Origin of the sequence: Sphingomonas yunnanensis, assembly GCF_019898765.1 — a bacterium.
Taxonomy (GTDB): domain Bacteria; phylum Pseudomonadota; class Alphaproteobacteria; order Sphingomonadales; family Sphingomonadaceae; genus Sphingomonas; species Sphingomonas yunnanensis.
Genome location: NZ_JAIOKB010000002.1, coordinates 254,506 through 279,274 on the forward strand (window position 1 = coordinate 254,506; position 24,769 = coordinate 279,274).

22 protein-coding genes are annotated in these 24,769 nt (G+C 70.5%); 13 read left to right on the forward strand and 9 right to left on the reverse strand.

The genetic code is table 11. From position 1 onward, the window contains the following. Nucleotides 1–224: 224 nt before the first annotated feature. Nucleotides 225–1,052 carry a flagellin N-terminal helical domain-containing protein gene (locus K7957_RS07365; protein ID WP_223011337.1) on the reverse strand — a complete coding sequence of 276 codons (828 nt, stop codon included), beginning with the start codon at nucleotides 1,050–1,052 and terminating at the stop codon, nucleotides 225–227. Nucleotides 1,053–1,331: 279 nt separating this feature from the next. Here K7957_RS07365 and K7957_RS07370 point away from each other — a divergent pair, with 279 nt between their 5' ends. Genes K7957_RS07370 through K7957_RS07400 form a run of 7 tightly spaced genes read left to right on the forward strand, consistent with a single transcriptional unit; the run spans nucleotide 1,332 to nucleotide 8,189 of the window. Continuing rightward, nucleotides 1,332–2,603, forward strand: coding sequence for a sigma-54 interaction domain-containing protein (locus K7957_RS07370; protein ID WP_223011338.1), 1,272 nt, complete (start codon nucleotides 1,332–1,334; stop codon nucleotides 2,601–2,603). Next, nucleotides 2,600–2,953 carry a flagellar hook-basal body complex protein FliE gene (gene fliE, locus K7957_RS07375; protein WP_223011339.1) on the forward strand — a complete coding sequence of 118 codons (354 nt, stop codon included), beginning with the start codon at nucleotides 2,600–2,602 and terminating at the stop codon, nucleotides 2,951–2,953. The genes K7957_RS07370 and fliE overlap by 4 nt, the downstream gene beginning before the upstream one ends. A 1-nt stretch (nucleotide 2,954) precedes the next feature. Further along, nucleotides 2,955–4,697, forward strand: a complete 1,743-nt coding sequence (gene fliF, locus K7957_RS07380; protein ID WP_223011340.1) for a flagellar basal-body MS-ring/collar protein FliF — start codon at nucleotides 2,955–2,957, stop codon at nucleotides 4,695–4,697. Next, nucleotides 4,694–5,722 carry a flagellar motor switch protein FliG gene (gene fliG, locus K7957_RS07385; protein ID WP_343228338.1) on the forward strand — a complete coding sequence of 343 codons (1,029 nt, stop codon included), beginning with the start codon at nucleotides 4,694–4,696 and terminating at the stop codon, nucleotides 5,720–5,722. Before fliF ends, fliG begins: the two co-directional genes overlap by 4 nt. Beyond that, nucleotides 5,715–6,461 carry a FliH/SctL family protein gene (locus K7957_RS07390; RefSeq protein ID WP_223011341.1) on the forward strand — a complete coding sequence of 249 codons (747 nt, stop codon included), beginning with the start codon at nucleotides 5,715–5,717 and terminating at the stop codon, nucleotides 6,459–6,461. Before fliG ends, K7957_RS07390 begins: the two co-directional genes overlap by 8 nt. Beyond that, a complete protein-coding gene (locus K7957_RS07395; RefSeq protein WP_223011342.1) occupies nucleotides 6,455–7,786 on the forward strand; it encodes a FliI/YscN family ATPase in 1,332 nt (443 codons plus the stop codon). The genes K7957_RS07390 and K7957_RS07395 overlap by 7 nt, the downstream gene beginning before the upstream one ends. Then, a complete protein-coding gene (locus tag K7957_RS07400; protein WP_223011343.1) occupies nucleotides 7,779–8,189 on the forward strand; it encodes a hypothetical protein in 411 nt (136 codons plus the stop codon). The genes K7957_RS07395 and K7957_RS07400 overlap by 8 nt, the downstream gene beginning before the upstream one ends. A gap of 145 nt (nucleotides 8,190–8,334) precedes the next feature. Here K7957_RS07400 and K7957_RS20345 read toward each other — a convergent pair whose 3' ends face one another. From K7957_RS20345 to K7957_RS07420, 4 genes are all read right to left on the reverse strand, one after another. Continuing rightward, the gene (locus tag K7957_RS20345) at nucleotides 8,335–8,550 is read right to left on the reverse strand and encodes a hypothetical protein (RefSeq protein ID WP_246616833.1); all 216 of its coding nucleotides are present in this window, start codon (nucleotides 8,548–8,550) and stop codon (nucleotides 8,335–8,337) included. 327 nt (nucleotides 8,551–8,877) lie between these two features. Next, the gene (locus K7957_RS07410; protein ID WP_223011344.1) at nucleotides 8,878–9,282 is read right to left on the reverse strand and encodes a hypothetical protein; all 405 of its coding nucleotides are present in this window, start codon (nucleotides 9,280–9,282) and stop codon (nucleotides 8,878–8,880) included. A gap of 11 nt (nucleotides 9,283–9,293) precedes the next feature. Next, on the reverse strand, nucleotides 9,294–10,358 hold the full coding sequence (locus K7957_RS07415; protein ID WP_223011345.1) for a hypothetical protein: 1,065 nt from the start codon (nucleotides 10,356–10,358) through the stop codon (nucleotides 9,294–9,296). A gap of 310 nt (nucleotides 10,359–10,668) precedes the next feature. Continuing rightward, nucleotides 10,669–11,295: a retropepsin-like aspartic protease family protein gene (locus tag K7957_RS07420; protein ID WP_223011346.1), complete on the reverse strand. Its 627-nt coding sequence runs from the start codon at nucleotides 11,293–11,295 to the stop codon at nucleotides 10,669–10,671. Nucleotides 11,296–11,549: 254 nt separating this feature from the next. On the opposite strand from K7957_RS07420, the gene thrS reads away from it, so the two are divergent. The 6 genes from thrS (at nucleotide 11,550) to K7957_RS07450 (ending at nucleotide 18,972) form a co-directional block, all read left to right on the forward strand. Beyond that, complete coding sequence (gene thrS, locus K7957_RS07425) at nucleotides 11,550–13,535, forward strand: threonine--tRNA ligase (RefSeq protein ID WP_223011774.1); 1,986 nt, start codon at nucleotides 11,550–11,552, stop codon at nucleotides 13,533–13,535. Between the two features lie 304 nt (nucleotides 13,536–13,839). Then, complete coding sequence (locus K7957_RS07430; protein ID WP_223011347.1) at nucleotides 13,840–14,427, forward strand: Uma2 family endonuclease; 588 nt, start codon at nucleotides 13,840–13,842, stop codon at nucleotides 14,425–14,427. 107 nt (nucleotides 14,428–14,534) lie between these two features. Further along, nucleotides 14,535–14,879, forward strand: a complete 345-nt coding sequence (locus K7957_RS07435; RefSeq protein ID WP_223011348.1) for a hypothetical protein — start codon at nucleotides 14,535–14,537, stop codon at nucleotides 14,877–14,879. Nucleotides 14,880–14,962: 83 nt separating this feature from the next. Continuing rightward, a complete protein-coding gene (gene infC, locus K7957_RS07440; RefSeq protein WP_183921845.1) occupies nucleotides 14,963–15,496 on the forward strand; it encodes a translation initiation factor IF-3 in 534 nt (177 codons plus the stop codon). A gap of 210 nt (nucleotides 15,497–15,706) precedes the next feature. Continuing rightward, the gene (locus tag K7957_RS07445; protein ID WP_223011349.1) at nucleotides 15,707–18,535 is read left to right on the forward strand and encodes a TonB-dependent receptor; all 2,829 of its coding nucleotides are present in this window, start codon (nucleotides 15,707–15,709) and stop codon (nucleotides 18,533–18,535) included. A gap of 227 nt (nucleotides 18,536–18,762) precedes the next feature. Continuing rightward, nucleotides 18,763–18,972 (forward strand): hypothetical protein, encoded by a 210-nt coding sequence (locus tag K7957_RS07450; RefSeq protein ID WP_223011350.1) that lies wholly within the window; start codon nucleotides 18,763–18,765, stop codon nucleotides 18,970–18,972. 557 nt (nucleotides 18,973–19,529) lie between these two features. Here K7957_RS07450 and K7957_RS07455 read toward each other — a convergent pair. From K7957_RS07455 to K7957_RS07470, 4 genes are all read right to left on the reverse strand, one after another. Then, complete coding sequence (locus K7957_RS07455) at nucleotides 19,530–20,651, reverse strand: OmpA family protein (protein ID WP_223011351.1); 1,122 nt, start codon at nucleotides 20,649–20,651, stop codon at nucleotides 19,530–19,532. Nucleotides 20,652–20,771: 120 nt separating this feature from the next. After that, on the reverse strand, nucleotides 20,772–21,272 hold the full coding sequence (locus K7957_RS07460) for a DUF2793 domain-containing protein (RefSeq protein ID WP_223011352.1): 501 nt from the start codon (nucleotides 21,270–21,272) through the stop codon (nucleotides 20,772–20,774). 537 nt (nucleotides 21,273–21,809) lie between these two features. Then, nucleotides 21,810–23,903 carry a GTA baseplate fiber-binding domain-containing protein gene (locus K7957_RS07465; RefSeq protein ID WP_223011353.1) on the reverse strand — a complete coding sequence of 698 codons (2,094 nt, stop codon included), beginning with the start codon at nucleotides 23,901–23,903 and terminating at the stop codon, nucleotides 21,810–21,812. A 286-nt stretch (nucleotides 23,904–24,189) separates the two neighbouring features. Then, nucleotides 24,190–24,711, reverse strand: a complete 522-nt coding sequence (locus K7957_RS07470; protein ID WP_246616834.1) for a peptidoglycan endopeptidase — start codon at nucleotides 24,709–24,711, stop codon at nucleotides 24,190–24,192. Nucleotides 24,712–24,769 lie beyond the last annotated feature (58 nt).

Genomic DNA, 24,769 nt, shown 5'->3' on the forward strand with positions numbered 1-24,769 from the left:
GTGGAGGGGGGCTTCCGCATACGAGCCGCTGCGTGAGGGGCGAGCCCCCTCCACCACGCCCTTCGGGCGCGGTCCCCCTGCCCGTGCCGGGGAGGATGTTGCTGTCTCGCTCTCGCAACGAAAACCCCCGCCAGCGTCGCTGACGGGGGTCCCGCATCCTCACTCATCCCCCCGATCGCCGGCCCCGCCGTGTTCGGGGGCGAGGGACCGGCGGCCGTTCGCGCTTAGCCGAGCAGCTTCATCACGCCCTGCTGCGACTGGTTGGCCTGGGCCAGCATCGCGGTCGAGGCCTGGTTGAGGATCTGCGACTTGGCGAGCGCGGTCGTCTCGGTCGAGAAGTCGGCGTCCTCGATGCGGCTGCGCGCGTCGCTCAGGTTGGTGACGTTGGCGGTGGCGTTGTTCACCGCCGACTCGAGGCGGTTCTGCGACGAACCCAGCGAGGCGCGGGCGCCCGAGACCTCGGCGATCGCGTCGTCATAGTTGGCGAGCGTGGCGCTGGTGCCGGCGGCATCGAACGCCAGCGCGGTGACGACCGCGAGCTTGGAGCTGCCGGTGGCCGAGAAGTCGACCGACTTGAGCGTGACGGTGTCGCCGCTGTTGGCGCCGGTCTGGATCGAGAAGCCCGTCGCCGCGGTCGCGTCGAACAGCTTCTTGCCGTTGAACGAGGTGGTGGTGACGATCGAGCTGATCTGGTCCTTCAGCGCGGCCTGCTCCGAGCGGATCGAGGACGTGTCGGTCGCCGAATAGGTGCCGTTGGCGGCCTGCACCGTCAACTCGCGCATGCGCTGCAGCATGTTGGAGACCTCGCCGAGCGCGCCTTCCGCGGTCTGCGCCATCGAGATGCCGTCGTTCGAGTTGCGGATGCCCTGGCTCATGCCGCGGATCTGCGAGGTCATCGAGTTGCTGATCGCGAGACCGGCGGCGTCGTCCTTCGCCGAGTTGATGCGCTTGCCGGTCGAGAGGCGCTCCATCGAGACCGACAGCGCCTTGTTGGCGCTGTTCGAGGCGGCGGTGGCGCGCAGCGCCGAGGTGTTCGAGTTGATCACGGTCATGGTGTGTCTCCGTCTGCTCGGCCGGTCCCGCCGCCCCCGAATGAGCAGGTGGCCGCGCCGTCACCGCCTCAAACGACCGCGCCGCGCAGACATTTAGCGAAAAGCTTCGTCCCGGATCGGCGAACCTGCAGCCCCGGCCCCGATCCCCTCCCCTCCGTACGCGCGCGCGTGGCGCGGACGCTCGCGCCCCCGGAAAAAACCTGCCGCCCCCCGGCAATTATACTCCGCGTTAACCACCGGCGGCGCATTCAAGCCTTCGAGATTCGAGGGGTATTTCCGATGCGTTCGATCATGCCGTCAGCCAGTGTGGAGCGCGAGCACCTGACGCTCGTCTCCTCGCTGCGCGCGCAGGGCTTCGCGATCCAGCCCGCCGCGGCCCGCCCGCAGGCGGGGGTGAGCTACCTCGTCGCCGCGGGCGAGCCGATCCCGGCGCCGGCGCGCACGCTGATCGTCGGCAGCGGCGAGCGCGAAGTACTCCCCTTCCGCGACGGCCAGCCGGCGCGGATCGCCTACGGCCACGACGACGCGACCGTCGGCAACGCCTTCGCCCGCGCCATGATCGGCGGCCCCGAGCTGCCGACCGCCGCCGACCCCGAGTCGCTCGCGCTGCTGGCGCTGGCGGAGCGCGTCGCCCAGGCCGACATCACCGTGCTGATCAACGGCCCGACCGGCACCGGCAAGGAAGTGCTGGCGCGCACGATCCACCTCCAGTCGGAGCGGCGCGACGGCCCGTTCATCGCGATCAACTGCGCCGCGCTGCCCGAGACGATGCTCGAGGCGATGCTGTTCGGCCACCAGAAGGGCAGCTTCACCGGCGCGTCCTCGGGCGGCGAGGGCTTCTTCCGCGCCGCCAACGGCGGCACGCTGCTGCTCGACGAGGTCGCCGAGATGCCGCTCAACCTCCAGGCCAAGCTGCTGCGCGTGCTGCAGGAGCGCGAGGTGGTGCCGATCGGCGCGACGATGCCGCAGGCGGTGGACGTCCGCGTCATCGCCTGCGCCAACCGCGACCTCCAGGAGGAGGTGGCGGCGGGCCGCTTCCGCGCCGACCTCTACTACCGCCTGTCGGTCTTCCCGCTCACCACCAAGGCGCTGGCCGAGCGCACGCAGGACATCCCCGCGCTCGCCGCGACGATGATCCTGCGCCATGCCGGCAACCGTCCGGTGGTGCCATGGCCGAGCGACGAGGCGATCGCCGCCCTGGTCGCGCATGACTGGCCCGGCAACGTCCGCGAGCTCGAGAACGTGATCCAGCGCGCGCTGCTGTTCTGCGGCGGCGCCACGATCGAGGCGGCGCACATCGTGTTCGACCGCCCGAGCGCGCCGCGCCTCGCGCCGGTCGCGCAGCAGGTCGACGACGCGACGCTGGGCCAGGTGGTCCAGCTCTCCGAGTTCGCCGCGATCCGCGAGACGCTGGCGGCGTGCGGCGGCAGCCGGATCGAGACCGCCAGGCGGCTCGGCATCTCCGAGCGGACGCTGCGCTACCGCCTCGCCAAGGCGCGCGAGCAGGGTGACGATCTCGCCTCCGCCACGCAGCGGGCGATCTCGGCATGAGCGCGGTGGGAGGTGTCGGCGGCATCGACCGCGTGATGGCGCTGCGCGCGCAGATCCTCGAGCGCAATGCCGCGCTGAGCCGCGCCGGCGCCGCGCCGGCCGCCGGGCCGCAGAGCGCGTCGGCCAACGCGACCAGCTTCGCCGACACGATGCAGACCGCGCTCGCCAAGGTGAACGACGGCCAGCAGAAGGCCTCGGCGCTGGCCGAGTCCTACGAGCGCGGCGAGACCGTCGACATCGCCAAGGTCATGCTGGCGCGCCAGGAGGCCTCGGTCGGCTTCGAGGCGACGCTGCAGGTCCGCAACAAGATCCTGTCTGCGTACAAGGATATCATGAGCATGCCGGTCTGATATGAGCAACGCTCTCACTCCCTCGCCGCAGAACCCCGCGCCGATCACCCTGGTGCCGGAGAAGTTCGCCAACCCGCTGCGCCAGATCCAGGGCGTGTTCGCGCAGCCCGCCGTGCGCCGCGCCGGTCCGATGGCGCTGATGGTCGGCCTGATCGGCGCCGCGGGCCTGGCCTGGTCGGCGCTGTCGACCCCGCCGCAGAAGGTGCTGTTCTCGGGGCTTCCCGACTCGGACAAGGCGGCGGTGACCAGTGCGCTCAGCGCCGCCAACATCACCAGCCACATCGACTCCTCGTCCGACGCGCTGACCGTCAACGAGGAGGATGTCAGCAAGGCGAAGATGCTGCTCGCCGGCCAGGGGCTGCCCAAGGCGGCGCCGGGCGGCTATGCCATCCTCGACCAGCTGCCGATGGGTGTCAGCCGCGCGGTCGAGGGCGAGCGGCTGCGCCAGGCGCGCGAGACCGAGCTGGCGCGCTCGATCCAGGAGATCGACGCGGTCGCGGAGGCGCGCGTCCACCTCGCCATGCCCGAGGCCAGCGTGTTCGTGCGCGACAATGCCGCACCCTCCGCTTCGGTGGTACTCAAGCTGCAGGGCGGGCGCTCGCTGAGCGACGCGCAGGTCAGCTCGATCGTCAATCTGGTCGCCTCCTCGGTGCCGGGGATGAAGCCCGATTCGGTCACTGTGGTCGATCAGCTCGGCGGCCTGCTCACCAAGTCGGGCGACGGCCCCGACGCCGCCAACGACAAGCGCATCGAGTTCCAGCGCCGCGTCGAGGACAAGTACCGCCAGCAGCTGATCCAGCTGCTCACCCCGCTGGTCGGCGCGGGCAATTTCACCGCCGAGGTGCAGGCCGACGTCAACCTCGACGAGACCAGCGCGACGCGCGAGAGCTATGACAAGGACGGCCGCCTGCGCGCCGAGACCGGCAACTGGACCGGCAACATGGCGACCGGCCAGGCGCCCGCGGGCATCCCCGGCGCGCTGAGCAACACGCCGCCGCCCGCCTCGCAGCTGTCGACGCCGCAGCCCGCCACGGGCGCGCCCGGCACGCCCCAGGCGCAGCCCGTCGCCGGCGGTCCCGCGCCCGATCCGGCCAAGCAGACCGACTCGTTCCAGCGCGCCTATGACCTCAACAAGGAGGTCTCGGTCACCCGGGCGGCGCCCGGCAACATCAAGCGGCTGTCGGTCGCGGTGCTGCTGCGCGACCCCGAGAAGGGCAAGCGGAACGCCATGGAGATCAACCAGATCAACGATCTGGTGAAGAGCGCGGTCGGCTTCGACCAGACCCGCAACGACAATGTCACGGTGATCAGCCGCAAGTTCGCCGACGCCACCGACGCGGGCGACGCGCCGAAGTGGTACGACAATGCCTGGCTGCCGGTGCTGGCGCGCAACGTCACCGCGCTGATCATCGCTTTGCTGGTGCTGCTGCTCGGCGTGCGCCCGATCGCCAAGGCGCTGATGAAGAAGCGCGAGGACGCCAGCCCCGCGACGCTCGCGGCGCAGGCGGCGACGCCGGGCACCCCGCTGCTCGGCGAGGACGGCCAGCCGCTGGTCGGCGCGGACGGGCAGCCGCTGATGGGCGAGGCCGGCATCGCGGTGGCGCCGCCGGTCAGCCTCGACCAGATCGAGACCAGCCGCAGCTACGAGGAGCGGATCGGCGCGGTGCGCGGCTTCACCCGCGACAATCCCGCGCGCGCGGCGCTGGCGGTGCGTGACATGATCACCGCCGAGGCCAAATCGTGAGCGCGGTCGCCGCCACCCCGCGCACCTTCACCGGCGTCGAGCGCGCCGCGGTGCTGATGATGCTCGTCGGCGAGGAGGAAGCCGCCGCGATCCTGCAGAAGCTCGATCCCGAGGAGGTCCGCAAGCTGGGCAGCGCGATGTTCGCGGTGGCCGACGTGAGCGAGCAGGAGGTGGAGCTGGTGCTCGACGATTTCGTCGGGCGCGCGCGCGAGCGCACCGGCATCACCTTCAACCCCGGCCCCAAGGTGGAGGCGGTGATGACGCGCGCGCTCGGCCGCGAGAAAGCGGAGAGCGTGCTGGCGCAGATCACGCCCGCCGAGGCGGTGTGCGAGATCGACCTGCTCGACTGGCTCGACGCCAGCGAGATCGCGACGATGCTCGACAAGGAGCACCCGCAGATCGCCGCGGTGCTGATCGCCAACCTCGATCCCGCGGTCGGCGGCCAGGTGCTCGAGCTGCTGCCCGAGGCGGTCCAGCCCGACATCCTCCACCGCATCGCCAAGCTCGGCCCGATCACCCCCGAGGCGGTCGAGACGCTGCGCACGCTGATCGCGTCGCGCAGCGGCGGCGGCGCCAGCGGCGGCGGCCCGGTCGGCGGCCTCCAGCTCGGCGGCGCGCGCGAGGCGGCCAAGATCCTGCAGGGCGCGCGCAAGGCGACCGAGCAGCGTGTCATGCCCAAGCTGCTCAAGATGGACCGCGACATCGCGCGCCAGATCGAGGAGGCGATGTTCGTCTTCGACAATCTGCTGGAGCTCGACGACAAGTCGCTGGGCACGCTGATCCGCAACGTCGACGGCGACACGCTGACCCGCGCGCTCAAGGGCGTGGACGAGGCGGCGCGCAACCGCATCCTCGGCTGCATGTCGGCGCGCGCCGCGGACGGCATCCGCGACGACATGGAAGCGCGCGGCCCGATGAAGCTGAGCGAGGTGCTCGAGGCGCAGAAGATGATCATCCAGATCGCGCGCAACCTCGCCAAGGACGGCACGATCAACATGGGGGCAGGTGACGACGATTATGTCTGAGGCGACGTTCGTCATCGGGCTGCCGGCACGTGCCGACGCGGCCGCCACCACGCGCGCGCGCGCGCAATCGGAAGCGCTCGCCGGCTTCACCCCCGGCGAGCTGATCGCGCGGATCGAGCAGGCGTTCGGCGCGCGCCCGCCCGAGACCGGCGCCAGCGCGGAGGAGCCGCGCCACTTCGCGCCGGCCGATCCGGGCAGCGACCCCACCGCCGGCTGGGACATGCTCGACCCCGAGGCCCAGCCGCTGCCGTGCCTGGAGCAGGTCGAGGCCGCGCGCGCGGAAGGCTATGAGGAAGGCTTCGCCGCCGCGACGCACGCCGCGCAGGCGGAGGCGACGCGTGACCGCGCCTTGCTCGACGGCGTCGCCGCGCAGCTGCGCGGCGGCGGCGCGATCGACCGCGCCGCGCTGGCCGAGACGTTGCGCCGCACCGTGCTGACGCTCGTCACCGCGGTGGTGGGCGAGACCGGCGTCTCCGGCCCGCTGCTCGCCGCGCGCGTCGAGGCCGCGGTCGATCTGCTCGCCGACGCGAGCGAGTCGGCGATGCTGCGCGTCAACCCAGCGGACGTCGCGCTGCTCGCGGGGCTTCTGCCCGACACGATCTTCCCGATCGGCGACAACGAGGTGGCGCGCGGCAGCTTCGTGCTCGAGGCGGCCTCGACGATCGTCGAGGACGGACCCGAATCGTGGATGGAGCAGCTGACGGCGGCGATCGAGCGCGCGGCGGTGCCCGCGTGCTGAACCGCTTCGCCGACGATTATCTCGCCACGCTGGCGGAGGCCGCGCCGCGCTTCGCCGCCAAGGTCTCGGGCCGGCTGTCGTCCTATGACGGGCTGCTGATGGAGGCGGTGGGGCTGTCGCTGCCGGTCGGCACCGTCTGCCGCATCGGCGCCGCGGGCACCGCGCAGGTCGAGGCCGAGGTGATCGGCTTCCGCAACGGCCGCACTTTGATGATGAACCTCGGCGGCCCGGCGGCGCTGCTGCCCAACGCGCCGGTGCGCCCGCTCGGCGCGCCGGGCGAGGCCGAGGTCGGCGCGGCGCTGCTCGGGCGCGTCGTCGACGGCTCGGGCGCGCCGATCGACGGGCTCGGCCCGATCCGCGGCGCGGGGCGCTGGCCGCTCGCCGGGCACATGCAGTCGCCGCTCGACCGCGGCCGCGTGCTCGCCCCGCTCGACGTCGGCGTGCGCGCGATCAACGGGCTGCTCACCGTCGGCCAGGGCCAGCGCGTCGGCATCATGGCGGGCTCGGGCGTCGGCAAGTCGGTGCTGCTCGGCATGATGGTGCGCGCGGCGCAGGCCGACGTGATCGTGATCGGGCTGATCGGCGAGCGCTCGCGCGAGGTCGCCGACTTCCTCGAGACCAAGGTGGCGGGCGAGGCGCGGAAGCGCGCGGTGGTCGTCGCGGTCCCCGCCAACCACTCGCCGGTGCTGCGCATCCGCGGCGCGCTGCGCGCCACCGCGATCGCCGAGGCGTTCCGCGCCGAGGGCAAGAAGGTGCTGCTGATCATCGACTCGCTCACCCGCGTCGCGCACGCCGGGCGCGAGATCGGGCTGGCGCTGGGCGAGCCCGCCTCGGCGCGCGGCTATCCGCCCTCTGCGATCGCGATGCTGCCCAACCTGATCGAACGCGCCGGCTCGGACGTGAACACCGGCGGCTCGATCACCGCGATCTACACCGTGCTGGCCGACGGCGACGACGGCAACGACCCGGTGGTCGACTCGGCGCGCTCGATCCTCGACGGCCATATCGTGCTGAGCCGCGCGATGGCGGAGCGCGCGGTCTATCCCGCGATCGACGTCTCCAAGTCGGTCAGCCGCGTGATGAACGACATCGTGCCGGTCGAGCACCAGCAGGCCGCGCGCGCGCTGCGCCGTCATCTCGCCACCTATGAGGAAAACCGCGACCTCGTGCTGATGGGCGCCTATCGCTCGGGCAGCGACGCCGCGATCGACAACGCCATCGCCTATCATCCCGCGATCACCGAGTTCATCCGCCAGGAGACGTCGCAGGTAGTACCGCTGGCGGACGCCGCGGCCGAGCTGGTCGGCGTGTTCGGCGATGGCTGACGCCGCGCGGCTCAGGCGGCTCCACCGCGTGCGCACGCTCCAGCTCGGGCTGGCACGCGCGGACGAGGCGCGCGCGCGGGCGCAGCTGACGAGCGAGACCCAGCTGGCGCACCGCATCGGCCAGCTGGTCGACGCGGTGGCGCCGGTGCCGACCGCGGCGACGTGCGCGGTCAACCTCGCTGCCGCGGCGCATTTCCGCGAGCGGCTGCAGCGCTCGGCCGAGGCGGCGGTGAACCGCGTGCGCATGGCCGAGCAGCAGGCCGAGCGCAGCGGCGCGGCGACCCAGTCGGCCAAGCGCGACCAGAATGCGGTGGAGAAGCTGATCGACCGCCAGCGCGCCGAGGACATGCGCGCCGAGATGAAGGCGCTGGAGGACGCCCCCGCGCCGGTGCCGCGGCGGTAGGGGGCGGAGCGCGGCGTGGCGCCTCCTGTGCCCCGGCGCAGGCCGGGGCTCAGGTGGGGAGGTGTCGGTGGGAGGCACCGCGGCCCGCCCAACTCGCCCCTCCCCCACCGGCCGGCCTCGACCGATCGCCGGCGCTCGTCGAGCGTCAGTCGCCGCTCACCTCGCCCTCATCGTCCTTGAGACCGCTCTCGTAGCGGTGGCGTCGCACCGCGTTGATCAGCTGATCGATCTCGTCGAGCAGCCAGTTTCCTTCCCTCAATTTCTCGCTGGTAATATCTGGTGCCTGTAGAAACAACGCCTTCGCGCGGCCTGACAGCTCGATTGCCTTGGCGTAGACATCCTCCCCGAGCTTCTCGCACATACGGTCTAGGCCACTATTGAGCTGAAGAAGTTTGACTCAAGGCTCGTGTCCGGAAAATACCCGGTTATGTCTTTGAAGTGAGGCGATTTGAGCATCATCGAGCCAAGCTGATCCTCGATCTCGCTCAGCGCTTGCGGCACATAAGGCTGAGGATTGGTGATGGAACTTCACTTTGCCCTCCTTATGATTTATGACCCACCTTCCTGCGACGGCCTGACAATGACGATTGTAGATGGCTAGGTTCTATTAATGCAGGATATTACAACCTGCCGCTCAGACGTTGCGGTCTACGTGGCATCCCGGCCGGCCACCCGCCACGGCTGATCTTCAGTCGCCGGTCACCTCGCCCTCATCGTCCCTCAGCTTGGCCTTGACCCGGCGGCGCCGCGCGTCGGTGATAAGCTGGCTGATCTCGTCGAGCAGCCAAACGCCCTCCTTGGTCTTCCCGTTCGTCATATCGGGATCGCTTAGAAACAGTGCCTTGGCTCGCGCAGAAAGTTCGACCGCTTTAGCGTAGCTCTCAGCGCCCAGCTTCGGCTTCACTCGGCTCAGCGCGGTGTCGAGCTGATGGAAGCGCGAATCGATCGTCTGGTCGGGCAAGAAGCCTAGCCGATCGACAAAGGTCGGGGCCTCGAGCATCATCGATGCGAGCTGATCATCCAGCTCTCCCAAGTTAGCAGGGATGAAGGGCGCGCCGCTTGCCAGCGGGCTTCTGAATACATAGTCGTTCATAAGGCTGCCCTCTATCGCCGAAGAATGTAGCTTGTGCTTCTACCCAGCTCGCTGGGCCGGATGATGACAACCATAGACGGCTTGAAGTTAGCGTTGAAGAAACCCCGTATCTGCGCCTGCCCTCTAGTTTTTGCCGAGAGCGAGACATCGAAGGCAACGTCACCGACCCTGATATCGGGGCGACGAAATCGCCCGTTCTCGCCGACAGCCTCGTTCCGATTGAGCCTGACCGGCCCAGCGCCGGAACAATCAACTCCAGCCAAGAAGAACCGCTGCCGCAACTGCTCGCGAACGCGTTGGTCAACGAAATTTCCAAGTGCCTCTCGTTCACTCAGTCGGATCGGAAGCATTGTCAGCTTAAGACGCCTCAAACCTTCTTGGTAGGCGTCATTCGTGGCTCCTTGCGCGAACCGGTAAGTCTCAAGCTGCAGCGGCTCAAGATCGCCCTTCACCCGCATGGTCAAAACCGCGCGGTCGAAGCGGAGTCCGTCGATGAGCCGCCGCTGCCCATCTTCGCTATAAGGAAATTGAAAGGACTGAAAGACATAAGTCGGATCTAATTGATGGATGTCGCTGAGGATCTTCTCCGCCTGCACCCGCATCAGCGCGGTTCGGACTTCTGCCCCCGGCCCAGTTATATCGAAGATCTGGTCTGCCAGCCTGAGCGGTGGCCCGAGCGCTGAATGCTCGTCGACCTGCCACTCATCCAGCGTCATCGGATCCTCGAAGGCGCGCATGTTGCCGCCGCGCGTCTCGGGCGGTTCCGGCGCGCCGATCGGGATCAGCGTCGGGCCCGGCTCGCCCGGCCGGTAGACGCCGTCCGAGCGGACGACACCGCCCTCTCCTACGCCACCGCCCTCACCTCCTCGCTCCGGCGGTCCGTCGCGCGCCGCCGCCTCGCCGCCCGGACCGGACGTGAAGCGACCGTCGCGCGGGTCGTGCCAGGGGTTGAACTTCAGCTCGACGCCGTCGTCGCGGCGCGTCGGGATCCGCCCCGTCCGGACCCAGATCGAGAATAAGCGCCGTCGTTCGGCGGGGCTCGCCCCCGCCGGTATCCATGCCCGCTCCATGTTCATCGTGTCGCCCCGCCCTGCTGACGCGGCGAGAACATCTGAGCAACATTCTCCAACAAGGCAATTGCGGATGACGCGTGATCGCCGTGGTGGGTCAGCGTGGGGAAGGGGACGGCGCGATCGGTGTGTCGAAAGGCGTTTGCCCCCACGCTGCCGCGGCGGGGAAGGCCGGGGCCCAGTCGGGTAGGCCGTGGTGGGACTTACCAACGTCCCCCAACTGGACCCCGGCTTTTGCCGGGGTGACGGTTAGTGTTGGGCGAAAGGGAGCATCCTAGCGGTCAAGATGACAGCCCGCTGGCCCCTCCCCCGCCCCCTACGCCTCCTGCGGGTGGTGCGGCGTGAGGATCAGCGTGCGCCCCTCGACCCGCCACGAGCTCAGCCGCGACAGGAAGTTCATCCCCACCACGTCGACGTCGCCGAACGCGGGCGACACCACCACCGCGAGGTCGCGCGCCACCACGTTGCCGAAGCGCAGCTCCGCCAGCGCGCCCGTGTCGGCGCGGATCGTGCCGTTGGCGGTCTTGAGCAGCAGCGGGAAGGTGGCGGGCTTCACCTCGACCCCCGCCGCCGCCGCGGTGGCGGGCGACAGCGCGGTGATCGTGGCGCCGCTGTCGACCAGCAGCCGCCGCTCCACCGTCGCCCCCGGCGGGCCGAGCTTCGCGCGCACGTAGAAGTGGCCGTCGGGGCTCATCGTCACGCGCGTCTCGGTGCCGGCGACCTGCTGGCTCTCGACGTCGAGCGCGGCGGCGACGCGGCCGAGCCAGGGGTCGAAGCGCTCGCGCTCCACCAGCAAGGTGTACAGCAGCACCGCCAGCCCGCCCCACACCGCCAGGCTCACCAAGGTGCGCAGCAGCGGCACGCGCCGCGCCACGATCGCGGCCACCAGCAGGGCGCCGAGCAGCAGGTAGAAATGCGGGTTGGCCGAGACGTCGACGGGCATGCAGAGGATATAGGGAGGCGACCGCCGCGGATAAGCCTACGCTGGCGCCGCGGCACTCGCGCGGCTATATCGGCGCGACCATGCGCACGGCCCTGCTCACTACTAGCATCCCGGCGCGGCCCACGGCCGGCGCGCGCGTCACCCGCTGACGCGCCCCGCCGCCCGCGCCACGCCGGGCAGCCTCCCTCTTTTCGTCGCGTCACGCGCGCCTTAGGGCGTGCCCCACGGTTCTCGCAGGAAGATACTCCATGGACATGCTCTCGATCACGCTGCCCGACGGTTCGGTCCGCGAGGTGGAGCCGGGCACCACGCCCGCGGCGATCGCCGCCGCGATCGGTCCCGGGCTGGCCAAGGCCGCGATCGCGGCGCGCGTCGACGGCGAGCTGCGCGACCTCTCGCGCCCGCTGACGCAGGACTCGACGCTGGCGCTGGTGACGCAGCGCGACGAGGCCGAGGCGCTCGGGCTGGCGCGGCACGATCTCGCGCACGTGCTCGCCGAGGCGGTGCAGCATCTCTTCCCGGGCACGCAGATCACCTTCGGCCCCGCCACCGACGACGGCTTCTATTACGACTTCGCGCCGAAGGAGCGTCCTTTCACCGACGAGGACCTGCCCGCGATCGAGGAGGAGATGCGCCGCATCATCGCGCGCAACGAGCCGTTCACGCGCGAGGTATGGACGCGCGAGCAGCTGATCGAGACGTGGCAGCGGCAGGGCGAGACCTTCAAGGCGGAATGGGCGGCCGAACTGCCCGACCATGAGGAGCTGACGATCTATCGCCAAGGCCAGTGGCTCGACATGTGCCGCGGCCCGCACATGCCGACGACGGGACGGCTCGATCCGCAGGCCTTCAAGCTGACGCGCGTCTCGGGCGCTTATTGGCGCGGCGACCAGAAGAACGCGATGCTCAGCCGCATCTACGGCACCGGCTGGCTCAACAAGAAGCAGCTCGACGCGCACCTCCACATGCTGGAGGAAGCGGCCAAGCGCGACCATCGCCGCATCGGCGCGGACATGGACCTGTTCCACCTCCAGGCCGAGGCGCAGGGCTCGGTGTTCTGGCATCCCAAGGGCTTCGTGCTGTGGCGCCAGCTCGAGGCCTATATGCGCCGCCGGCTCGACGCCGCCGATTACGCTGAGGTGAAGACGCCGCAGCTGATGGACGCGCGCCAGTGGGAGCAGTCGGGCCACTGGGGCAAGTATCGCGAGAACATGTTCGTCGTCCCCGACGAGATTCCCAATACCGCGGACGAGGGCGCGATCTTCACCGGCGAGGGCGACCTGATGGCGCTCAAGCCGATGAACTGCCCCGCGCACGTGCTGATCTTCAAGCAGGGCATCAAGAGCTATCGCGACCTGCCGATCCGCATGGCCGAGTTCGGCTGCTGCCACCGTAACGAGCCGCACGGCGCGCTCCACGGCATCATGCGCGTCCGCCAGTTCACCCAGGACGACGCGCATATCTTCGTGCGCGAGGACCAGCTCGTCGAGGAGGTGCGGAAGTTCTGCGAATTGCTCGACAGCGTCTACCGCGACCTCGGCTTCGAGGATTATGCGGTGAAGCTGGCGCTGCGCCCCGACAAGCGCTTCGGCGACGACGCGATGTGGGACAAGTCCGAGCAGGAGCTGCGCGACGCCGTGCACGCCTCGGGGCTGTCGGACGCGATCAAGGCGAAGTTCGAGGAGCTGCCCGGCGAGGGCGCCTTCTACGCCCCCAAGCTGGAGTTCCACCTCACCGACGCGATCGGGCGGACCTGGCAGGTCGGCACGATTCAGTCGGACCGCGTGCTGCCCGAGCGGCTCGACGCCAGCTATGTCGGCGAGGACGGGCAGCGCCACCGCCCGGTGATGCTCCACCGCGCGATCCTCGGCACGTTCGAGCGCTTCATCGGCATCCTGATCGAGCATCACGCCGGACGCTTCCCTTTGTGGCTCGCGCCGGTGCAGGCGGTGGTGGCGACGATCGTCTCCGACGCGGACGATTATGCCGCCGAGGTCGCGGCGGCGCTGCGCGCGGCCGGGATCCGGGTGGAGACCGACACGCGCAACGAGAAGATCAACTACAAGGTGCGCGAGCATTCGGTGGCGAAGGTGCCGGTGCTGCTGGTGGTCGGCAAGCGCGAGGCGGAGGAGCGCAAGGTCGCGCTGCGCCGGCTCGGCAGCCAGGCGCAGGAGGTGGTCACGCTCGACGCGGCGGTGGCGATGCTGCGCGGGGAGGCGACCCCGCCCGACCTGCGCTGAGGCGGGTGGGCGCGGGCTGACCCGTGTGGTCGCCGGCGGGCGCATGTCGGTCCGAGTCGCACGCCTCCCTCGTGGCCCAGAGCGGCCGATGTCGGCTGTACCAAGGCCCGTCCCGTCATGCCGGGCTTGACCCGGCAGCCATGGTGCCGCGTACACTGCGACCGTCGCTCTCGCGGCGGCATCGATCCCAGCTTACGCCTGTCCCGGGCGACACCGCGGGCGGCCTCGAATAAGCCGGGACGGCGTGTGGTCGCGCGACAGCGCGTGCCGAGCGGGCGCACGTGCCTGACGCAAGGAGGCGAAGGTGACGATCTGGCAGGAGATCAAGGCCGGCACGATCCCGCCCCGGCTCACCGTGGCGGAGATCTACGCGCTCACCGAGGCGGGGCTGCTGGCCGAGAACGAGCATTTCGACCTGATCGACGGAGAGATCGTGCCGATGGCGGCGGCCAAGTCGAGCGACCACGAGCGGGTCAAGCGAGCGCTCAACTGGGCACTGACCACAAGTTTACCCCGCGCCCTTGGCGTGTTCATTGAAGCTGAGGTGGCGTTCACGCCAACGAACCTGCACGAGCCCGACCTCGCCGTCTGGCCCGCCGAGATCGGCTCGCAGGAGGTGCGCGGGCCGGACCTGTTGCTCGTCATCGAGGTGGCGGTCTCCTCGATCGGCTATGACCTGCGCGTCAAGGCGCCGCGCTACGCCACCTTCGGCGTGCGCGATTACTGGGTGGTGGACGCGATCCGCAAGACGACCCGCGTGCACCGCGCCCCGGTGCAGGGCGCCTACACCGATGTCGAGGAATATGAGGCCCATGACCGGGTGTCGGCGCTGCTCCTCCCCGTGAGCGTCTGCCTGGAGGAGATCGACGGCCCGCCCGTGCGGCGCTGGTGACGTGCCGTGTTCCCGCGCATGCGGGAACCCGGGGCAACAGGGTTGGACGCGTGCGGCCCTGGGGTCCCGCTTGCGCGAGAGCACCGTAGATGAGGGACAGTTCGGTGATGCGACCCACGACCTCGCCCCTTCTGCTCCTCCCGCTTCTCCTCCCCGCCCCGGCGACGGCACAGCGCACCGGGCCGATCGCGCCGACGCCGCGTACCGACTCGGGCGAGACACCCGATCTCCCCACCACGCGCGACAGCATCGCGCGCGAGCGCCGCGCCGGCCGCCTGTCCCGCCGCGACGCGCGCCGTGCCAGGGCCGAGACCGACGTCAACGCCGCCATCGCCGCGCGCTACGCCAGCGGCGGGGGCCTTTCCGACTCGGTGCGCACGGAGATCGACGGGCGCGATCACGCCACCCGCAGCCTCCTCGACGGCCCCGCCCAGCGACAGCCGCGGCACTGACTCACCGCCCCTTCTAAAATCGCGCATTCTCCCTTATATTGGCGGGCAGAACAGCCAACGGAGATTTACCTATACCTCCCCCCATGATGCGCCGGCCGATGCAGGCGCCTCCGATGAACGGGCCCCGCTTCAACGAGTGGATCCAGAGCCCCAAGGTCCGCGTGATCGACCACGAGGGCGAGAATCTCGGCGTGATGTACACGCGCGAGGCGATGGAACAGGCGCGCGAGGTCGGCCTCGACCTGGTCGAGGTGTCACCCAACGCCGATCCGCCCGTCGCCAAGTTCCTCGACGTCGGCAAATTCAAGTACGAGGCGCAGAAAAAGGCAAACCTCGCACGCAAGTCGCAGAAGACGCAGGAGATCAAAGAGATCAAGATGCGTCCCAACATCGACGACCACGATTACGACACCAAGATGAAGAAGGTGGCGGAATTCATCGGCGAGGGCGACAAGGTCAAGGTGACGATGCGCTTCCGCGGCCGCGAGCTGAGCCACGGCCAGCTCGGCATGAACGTGCTCCAGCGCGTCGCCGAGCAGGTCGCCGAAGTCGCCAAGGTCGAGGCCTATCCGCGCATGGAAGGCCGTCAGATGCTGATGGTGCTCGCGCCCAAGTGAGCCGCTGGGCCGTGGCCGAGCGCCGCGGCCCGGTTGCTTTCCGTAGCGTCACGCCGCCGCGGCGTTGCGCGCGCTCCACACCCGATATTGAAAATCACCACGTCGGGCACGAAAGCGCTAGACGAACCTTAGGCGTGCGCTAATCTCTCCCCAATACCGAACCTTCGAAAACGAGGGTCGGGAGAACAGGACCTTGGGAGAGGGACCGCCATGCGACTGAGCCACATCCTCTTGTCGTCCGCCGCGATGATCGTCGCGGCACCCGCTCTGGCGCAACAGCAGGCCAGTCCGGTGACCAGCAACGCCGCGGTCGACGGCCAGAGCGACACCGCCCCGAATCAGGCGGGCTCGAACCAGGCCGGCGACACGCGCGAGCTCAACGCCAACGACATCGTCGTCACCGCCACCCGTCGCTCCGAGCGACTCGCCGACGTCCCGATCTCGATCAACGCGGTGAGCCAGCAGGCGCTGCAGAACTCGGGCGCGACCGACATCCGCCAGATGGCGCAGCTCGCCCCCTCGCTCAACGTCTCCTCGACCGGCTCGGAGGCCAATGCCTCGGCGCGCGTCCGCGGCGTCGGCACGGTCGGCGACAATCCCGGGCTGGAGAGCTCGGTCGCGGTGTTCATCGACGGCGTCTATCGCAGCCGCACCGGCTCGGGCCTCAACGACCTCGGCGAGGTCGACCGGATCGAGGTGCTGCGCGGGCCGCAGGGCACCCTGTCGGGGCGCAACTCCTCGGCCGGCGCGATCAACATCTACACCAGGGCGCCGTCGTTCGACTTCGGCGGCTATGCCGAGGGCACCTACGGCAATTACGACTTCTACCGCGCCGCGGGCGCGCTGACCGGTCCGATCGTCAAGGACGTGCTCGCTTTCCGCGTCGACGGCGTGTGGCAGAAGCGCGACGGCTTCTACGAGGATGTCGCCAACGACACCGACTTCAACAACCGCGACCGCTATTTCGTCCGCGGCCAGCTGCTGCTCGAGCCCTCGTCCGATTTCTCGCTGCGGCTGATCGGCGACTACACCCGCCGCAACGAGAAATGCTGCGGCGCGGTCTATGTCGATACGCGCGAGAAGATCGATCCCACGCCGGGCGTGCCCGGCGACTATGCGATCAACCCCGCGGGCAACCGCATCGTCAGCGTGATGACCGCGCTGGCCGCGCTGCGCGGCTATCCCGCGGATTCGGTCTTCCCGAGCGGCAGCGACCCGTACAGCCGCCGCATCGCCAACACGCCGGGGCGCGCCTATTCCAACGTCACCAAGGATTACGGCGGCTCGGGCCAGATCGACTGGAACCTGGGCGGCGCCTCGCTGACCTCGATCACCGCCTATCGCGAGTATAAGTCGGACGGCGCGAGCGACATCGACTATAACGTGCTCGACATCGGCTACCGCCCGAACGACGGCAACAACTACCGCCAGTTCCACACCTTCACCCAGGAGCTGCGGCTCAACGGCGAGGCCTTCGGCGACCGGCTCAACTGGCTCATCGGCGGCTTCTACAGCAAGGAAGACCTGCAGGTCGTCGACAACCTCAAGTTCGGCCGCGACTACGGCGCCTTCGCCGCGTGCCGCATCGTGGCGACGATCAACGCCAATGCCGCGCTGCGCAATCCCGCCAACCCGGGCTGTCTCAGCGCCGCGGGCAGCGCGGTCCTCTCGGGCCAGGTGCCGGGAACGACCCCGGCGTTCGGCGCGGCGACCCCGCTGCTGCTCGCCAACATCCGCCTGTTGTCGACGCTCAACGACCTCGGCACGACGCGCGACGTCTACAACCAGGACAGCCAGAGCTTCGCGGTCTTCACGCACAACATCTTCAAGCTGACCGACACGCTCTCGCTCACCGGCGGCCTGCGCTGGACGCACGAGCGCAAGAAGTTCGACGCCAGCTTCGGCAACAACAACACCGTCTGCCCGCAGATCCAGACCCTGCTCGGCGCGGGCCCGGCGGGCAACCTGTTCAACAACGCGCAGCTCGCCGCGCTCACCCGCGGCATCGCCACGCTCGCCTGCACCGGCAACAGCTCGGCCGCGCTCAACGGCAAGCAGATCGCGGACGATTTCAGCGAGAGCCAGTTCACCGGCACCGCGGTGCTGAGCTGGAAGCCGAGCGACCGGCTGATGACCTATGCCAGCTACTCGCGCGGCTACAAGGCGGGCGGCTACAACCTCGACCGCTCCGACCTGGGCGACGCCTATAATCCCGCGACGATCGCGAACATCGACGCGGGGCGGCTGCGCTTCGATCCCGAGACAGTCAACGCCTATGAGATCGGCTTCAAATATTCGAGCCGCTCGTTCACCTTCAACGCCGCGGCGTTCCGCTCGGAGTTCAAGAACTTTCAGCTCAACACCTTCAACGGCACCAACTATGTCGTGGAGAATATCGGCTCCTGCTCGGAGAGCCTCAACGGCGCCGACCGCGACGCCAGCGGTGCGACCGGCGTCTGCACCGGCGACGTCAAGTACGGCGTCCGCAGCCAGGGCATCGAGCTCGAGGCGGGGATCTACCCGGTCGAGCATCTCGCCTTCGCGATGGGCTATACGCTGGCCGACACCAAATACCGCCGCAACCTGGTCGGCTCGGACGCCGGCGCGGCGCTCGATCCGGCGCTGTTCCTGCTCTCGGGCGCGCAGATCTCGAACGCGCCGCGCAACGTGATCACGACCTCGCTGAGCTGGACGCCGCCGATCGGCGACAGTGGGATGAGCGCTTTGTTCTACGTCGATCAGCGCACGTCGTCGGATTATAACACCGGCTCGGATCTGTTCGCCGAGAAGATCCAGGATGGCTTCACGCTGGTCAACGCGCGCGTCGGCCTGCGCGGGCGCGACGAGCGCTGGGCGGTCGAGGTCTGGGCGCAGAATCTGCTCAACACCGATTATCAGCAGGTCGCGTTCAACACGCCGTTCCAGGGCGCGGGCAGCCTCGAGCAGGTGCGCAGCTTCGGCGGCGTCGGCAATCAACTGTTCTCGTCGTTCCTCGCCGAGCCGCGCACCTATGGCGTGACGCTGCGGACCCGCTTCTGATCGACCCTCGACTTGGCGCCACCGCCCCGGGCGGTGGCGTCCGCGGCTCGATCCGTCGCTCGACTCACTCGTCCCACGGCGTTCCTGTCGAATACATTAACCTTATCTTCGTCAAATTGGGTTAATGATCTGCGGTCAGCACCGGCGAATCGGTTCTGACTAGGAGCTTCTTGCGTTAGAATAAAATAGCAGGTCGCCCGAGCGCCCGTGGGGGTGAAGTGATGAACGTGGACGTTCTCGGCCAGTCCATGGCCGAGCAGCTCGAACAGATCCTCTGGACCGCGCGCAGCGCGGGCAGCAGCCTCATCGTATCGCGGAGCCAGCACCCCGACGCGATCGGCATGATGATGCGCGAGGGGCTCGTGCGCGAACGTCTCGGTCATCTCGTGCTCACGCCCAAGGGCCACGCGCGCCGCCGCGAGTGCGCGCGCTACTGAGGCGAGACGAGACGTCGCGGCTGCCGTGTCAGGCGGCACCGACGCCCTCTCGTCGTGCTACAGACCGACACCCTCGCCCAGCGACATCATCGCGAGCCAGCGCGATCCGCGCACTATGTCAGTGGGCTCCGGCGAATGCCCGAACCCAGGGCCGAGCAGAACGACGCTTGATCGTGCGCGAGCGTCTGGGCTCCCGCGTGCGGAGGAGCACGGAACATCGAGAGCGGGATCGCGCGGTTCGTTCGGGCAGAAGGGACCGATGGACCTGTGCGTCGGTGCGGGTCAAGCATCACGCCGGACGGCGCCGCGGAGCCGCCTTTCGGCGCCAGATCGCCCGAGAAATGCTAGTATCCGCGAGCCGCGCCCCTCGCCATGCAGGGCGTGATGGCCCCTCGCGCTCGGCGGCCCGCTCAAGGAAGCGTGACGCCGGTCCACTACACCGCCACGAACAGTTGGATCGATAAATGTCGCAGATCGACGTCTGACCTCGCCCCCCAACGAAAAAGGGAGGCCGGCTCGCGCCGACCTCCCCTTCTCGTTCGCCGTAGCGATCGACCTTACTGGCCCGCACCCGGACCGTAGGTGATCTCCACGCGGCGGTTCTGCACCTCGCGGACACCGTCGGCGGTGTCGACGCGCGGGCGGCTCTCGCCGAACGCCTCGGTGCTGATCACGTTCTCCGGGATCGCCTTCGAGGTCAGGTACGCCTTGACCGAGTCGGCGCGGCGCTGCGACAGCCCCACGTTGTACTTGGCCGAACCCGAGCGGTCCGCGTGACCCGCCAGCATGACCTGCGCGTTCTGGCAGTTCTGATACTGGGTGACGGCACTGTCGAGGATCGACGCGGCCTCCGGGGTGATGTCCGACTTGTCCCACTCGAAGAACACGATGAACGGACCCGGCGAGCAGACCACCTCGGGCGGCGGCGGCGGCGGCGGGGGCGGAGGCGGCGGCGGCGGCGGCGGCGGCGGCGGCGGAGCGGCCTCCTCCGGTGCGCCGAAGTTGTAGGTCACGCCGCCGAGCAGGCTGTGCGACCGGAAGCGACCGTCGTACGAGCTGCCGCGCGCATCGAACAGCTTGACGTTGTCGGCGTTGAAGAAGCGATACTTCAGCGAGACATCGACGTGGTCGGTCAGCGGCGCGCGGATACCCGCGAGCGCCTGCCAGGCGAACACCGTGTCCGAATCGTCGAGCAGCGTGTACGAGCTGGACGGCTCCAGGCGCGCCTGGACCCGTGCCACGCCGGCGCCGCCGCCGACGAAGCCCTGCAGGCCGTCGTCCTCGCCGAAGTCGAGCAGGCCGTTGACCATGAAGCTCAGCGCCGAGGTACGGCCGCCCATGTTGTCGAACGTGCCCGCCGGCACCGTCGCGGTGCCGCTGATCGGCACGGCCGCGGTGGTCCGGAAGCTGTCGACCGACGCGCGACGATAGCCGACCTCGGTCTCGAGGCGGAACGCGCCGAAGTCGTAACCGATGATCCCGTCGACGTCCCAGCCGTACTTGGAGTCGGTGGTGCCGGTGCCGCTCAGCGCGGTGGTGGTGCCGGCGATATCCCAATCGATATCCTCGACGATCATCGCGCCGCCTTCCACGCCTACGTACCACGCCTTGTCGCGCGCGAGCGCGGGCGTGGCGAGGGCGGTGGAGGCAAGCGCCATGATCATGGCAAGCTTACGCATCATAATCCCCTTTCCATGGTGTCACTACGGACAGCGCAAACTCACTATCGGCTAGTTGGTTTCCGAACAAGCTGACAAATCCTGGGTGCTGTTGCTTGAATACAACACCGGCACGCGCCTTTAGGATGCGATAAGTCCGTGCGCGCGCAGCACTGCCAAGATATTGGCGAGGCAGGCCCGCGCCACCGCGTCGCCTTCGCCCTGCCCCGGATCGGCGATCGCGGCGGCGCGGGCGCCGACCACCTGGTGACCGTCCACCATCACGCGCATCGCGCGGACGACGCCGCTCTCCCAGCCCGCCGCGGTATAGGCGACGACGCACTGGCGCGCGCGATCCCAGGCGCGCAGCCCCTCGCGCGGCGCGACGAACTGCCACCCCGCGCCGCTCCAGCCGGCGAGCGCCCCCGCCTGCCCCGCCCAGGCGCCGCGCGGCGCGGCGCCGACGATCCAGCACTGGCCCGGCAGCGGCGCGTCGGGCGGGGCGTCGACTCCGCTCGCCTCCACCGCGCCGCACAGCGTGAGATCGATCAGCGCGAGCGCCTCATTGTGCGTCTCCTCCTTGTGCGCCTGGCCGCTCACCAGCAGCGGCAGCGCCAGGCGGGCGGTGGTGTCGTCGCTCATCGATGGACTCCTGTTTGCTTCGGTGGAGACGGAGAAGCGCCGCTGCCGCACCGTCGCGATCGACACCGGTGGCGCGCTGCGGTCCGAGACGCCGTCCCGTTTTCGCGTCACCGAACATCAGAGTGTGCGCCGGCACGTCGCGGAGGATGGTTCGCGCAGAGACGCGGAGACCCGGAGAGGTGCGCGCGTGGCAGCCTATCCAAGCTCACGCGACGGCGCGAAGACGCGAAGAGCAAGCGACCGCGCGCCAGCGCCGCCTCATCGAGGTCGTGACGTGCGCGGACGGACGACCCGGGCGCGATCTCTCCGCGCCTCCGCGCGACCGCGTGAACCGATCTCTTCGCGGCTTCGCGGCTTCGCGTGAGTCATCAAGCTTCTGAGCGGCGGCCTCGCGCGATGGTTCGCGCGGAAACGCGGAGACGCGGAGGTGTCGCGCCCGCGGTACCGTCCCGCGCCGACGCGCACCTCATCGTGAGAGCCGCTACCGCGGCGAGGCACACCCTCTCCACGCCTCAGCGCCGACAGATCGATCGGCCGTCACAGCATCAGCTCCGCCGCGCGCGAGAGCGCCAGCGTGCCCTGTTGCCGAACCGCCACGCGGCGCACGCCGTGACCCGCCGGCAGCAGCAGCCGCGGCTGCACGACCGTCACCCGGCGCGAGTCGTCGAGCGTCACCACGTACAGCTCGCGCTCCTCGCCGAGCGGCACCGGCGCCTCGTCCCAGCGCCAGCCGTGGCGGCTGCGGCGGACCCAGGTCAGCAGCGTCGCGCCATCCGCCAGCGCCCGCGCGCGCAGGTGCACCGGTGACGGCGGCGCCAGCGCGCGGCCGTCGAGCGCCACGTCGGCGCGCACCGGCGCGACGTCGCCCACCCCGGCGGCGAGGACACGCAGCGTATCGCCCGCGCGCGCGCCGGGCGGCGCCACCGTCACCGCGGTCGCGCGCTCCACCAGCACGAAGCGAGCGCCAGCGGGCCAGGCCGCCGCCGCGCTGCCACGGCGCGCGCGCAGCAGCGTCGACAGGCGCCAGCGTCGCGGTGCGAGCTGAAGCGCCGCGGCGAACTGCATCAGCTCGTCGCCGACCAACGCGAGGTTGGCGCCGCGGTCGAGCGCGCGCGGGGCGCAGGACTCAAGCACCATCTCGTCGTGCGCGAGCAGCAGCTCGATCGTCCCGGCGCGGTCCACCAAGGTCCCCGGTCCGCGCGCGAGCGGCGCCGCCAGCGCGCCGATCACCGCCGCGGGCGCGCTGTCGCCCGCCGCGGTCCAGCTCGCCCCGGCGTCGTCGCTCGCCAGCAGCGCGACGCGGCGCCAGCCCGGCGCGGTGCCCGCGGCGAACACCGTCACGCCCTCGACCGTGGGCACGGCGTCGTCGAGCGGCGGCAGCTCGGCGAGCTGGAGCAAGGTCGCGCCGACCGCGACGTCGGGCGCGCGGCGCGCCGCCCCCGAATCGGCCGGCGCGGTCTCGCTCGGCGCGTCGTCGAGCGCGGCGAGTTCGAGCGTCACCGCGTGCTGCTCGTAGCGCGCGCGCGTGACCCGCCACGCCGCCGCCTCCTCGTCGAGCCGCACCGCGGCGCCGGGCCGTGCCGCCAGCGCGCGCGCGTCGAGCGTCACCGTGCGCGACACGCGCGCGCGCCCGGCGCGGCGCAGCGTGTCGCGCGCCAGCGCGGCGGCGCGCGCGGCGCTCAGCGTCGCGGGCAGCTCCACCGTCTCCTCGCGCCAGCCCGCGCCGCCGCGCCGCGCGTGCTGCGCGCCGACCTGATAGTCGCGCGCGGCGTCGTAATGCGCCACCGTCACCGTGCGCGGCGCGGTCTCGATCGGGCGGCGCAGCGTCTCGCGCGCGATCGGGTCGTCGAGCACGAGCGTCGTGTCGCACCGGTCGGCGAGCGCGACCCCGCCGGGCACCGCGACGAACCAGCCGCCGGTGAGGCTCGCCAGCGGCGCCACCGCGCCCGCCACGCTGTCGCCGCTCGCGGCATAGCCGTCGACGGTGGCGTCGGGGCCGGCGCCGACGATCGCGCCCGCGCCGATCGCGCGCGCGACGTCGCCGACCCGCACCGGCGCGGCGTCGGCGATCACCTCGAACGACAGCATCGGCACGCGCCCGCCGAAGTCGGCGAGCTGGAGCTGCTCGAACACGGCATAGGCGATGCCGCGGAACGCCGGCGCGTCCGCCTCGTGCGCGGCGATCAGCGGATCGGGCAGCTGGTCCTCGGTACCATGGTGGAGGCGGAAGCCGGTGGCGCTCTTCCAGTCGCCCGCGGCGCCGCGCAGCAGCTGGCCGTCGGCCCAGATGCGCCGCACGTCGACGATCGCGCGCGCCGACAGCGCCACCGCGAAGGAGGCGGTGTAGCCGGCGCCGCCGCCGCGCCCGCCCTTGCCGTGCGCGGCGAGCGCGGCGGGGGCGGGCTCGGTCGACCACAGCAGGGTGCCGCTCACCCGCGTCACGCCGAACAGCAGCGGCAGCGGCGTGGCATAGGCGGCGGTGGTGACGCGCGGCTCGGCCAGCCGCGGGCCGACGCGAGGGCGCGGCGCGAACAGCGCGCGGTCGAGCTGGCGACCGAGCAGCCCGCCGATCGCGCCGCCGACCGGCCCACCGACCGCGCGGCCGAGCGTGGAGAGGACGAGCGTGGCCATGCGGGTGGGTCTCCGTGATGGTGTGGTCGGCGTGCGAGGGTGGGGACGCCATCGACCCCCGGCGCACGCCGGGGCCCAGGTGGGAGGACCGGCGTGGGACTCATGAACGTTCCCCAACTGGCCCCCGGCGTCCGCCGGGGTGGTCGGCCGAGGCATACGGACGGTGCGACCTCGCCTTCGCGAGCCGATCGCGGACGCGGCGCCGCGCTCCTCACGCTCCGCCCCGGCCGCCGCGGGGGTGGGTCGATGGTGGCGAAGCGCCTCGCACCCCGGCATCGTCCCCCACTCACCCGCACCAGCGCCACGCCGCCACGAGCGGCCACGGCGCCTCGCCCGGGCGCTCCACCACCCGGCCGGCGGCGGCGTCGGCGTGGAGCAGACCGCGCTCGGTGCGCAGCGCGAGGTGGAGCTGTGCCGGCGAGACGCGCAGCAGCAGCACGTCGCCCGGCGCCGCGCCGTCGCACGCGACTAGCCCCGGCGGCAGCGCGAGCGCGGGCAGCGTGCCGCGGCGCAGGCGATAGTCGCGCGGCAGCGTCACCTCGGCCCCGGCGCGCGCGAGCGCCACCGCGACCACCCCGACACAGTCGAGCCCGAGCCCCGGGTCACGTCCCTGCGCGCGGAAGCGCACGCCGAGCAGCGACCGGGCGGCGGCGAGGACGCCAGATCCTCCCCGCTCGCGGGGAGGTGGCAGCGCGAAGCGATGACGGAGGAAGGCTTCCGCGAGCGGGCCGGTCCGTGTGCGGAAGCCCCCCTCCACCACCGCGCTGCGCGCGGCGGTTCCCAGCATCGGGTTGACCATGCCCTGCATGGTCAAGGATCGTCCGGGGGACGATCCGACCCGACGCTCCGTCCCGGGGAGGATGGAG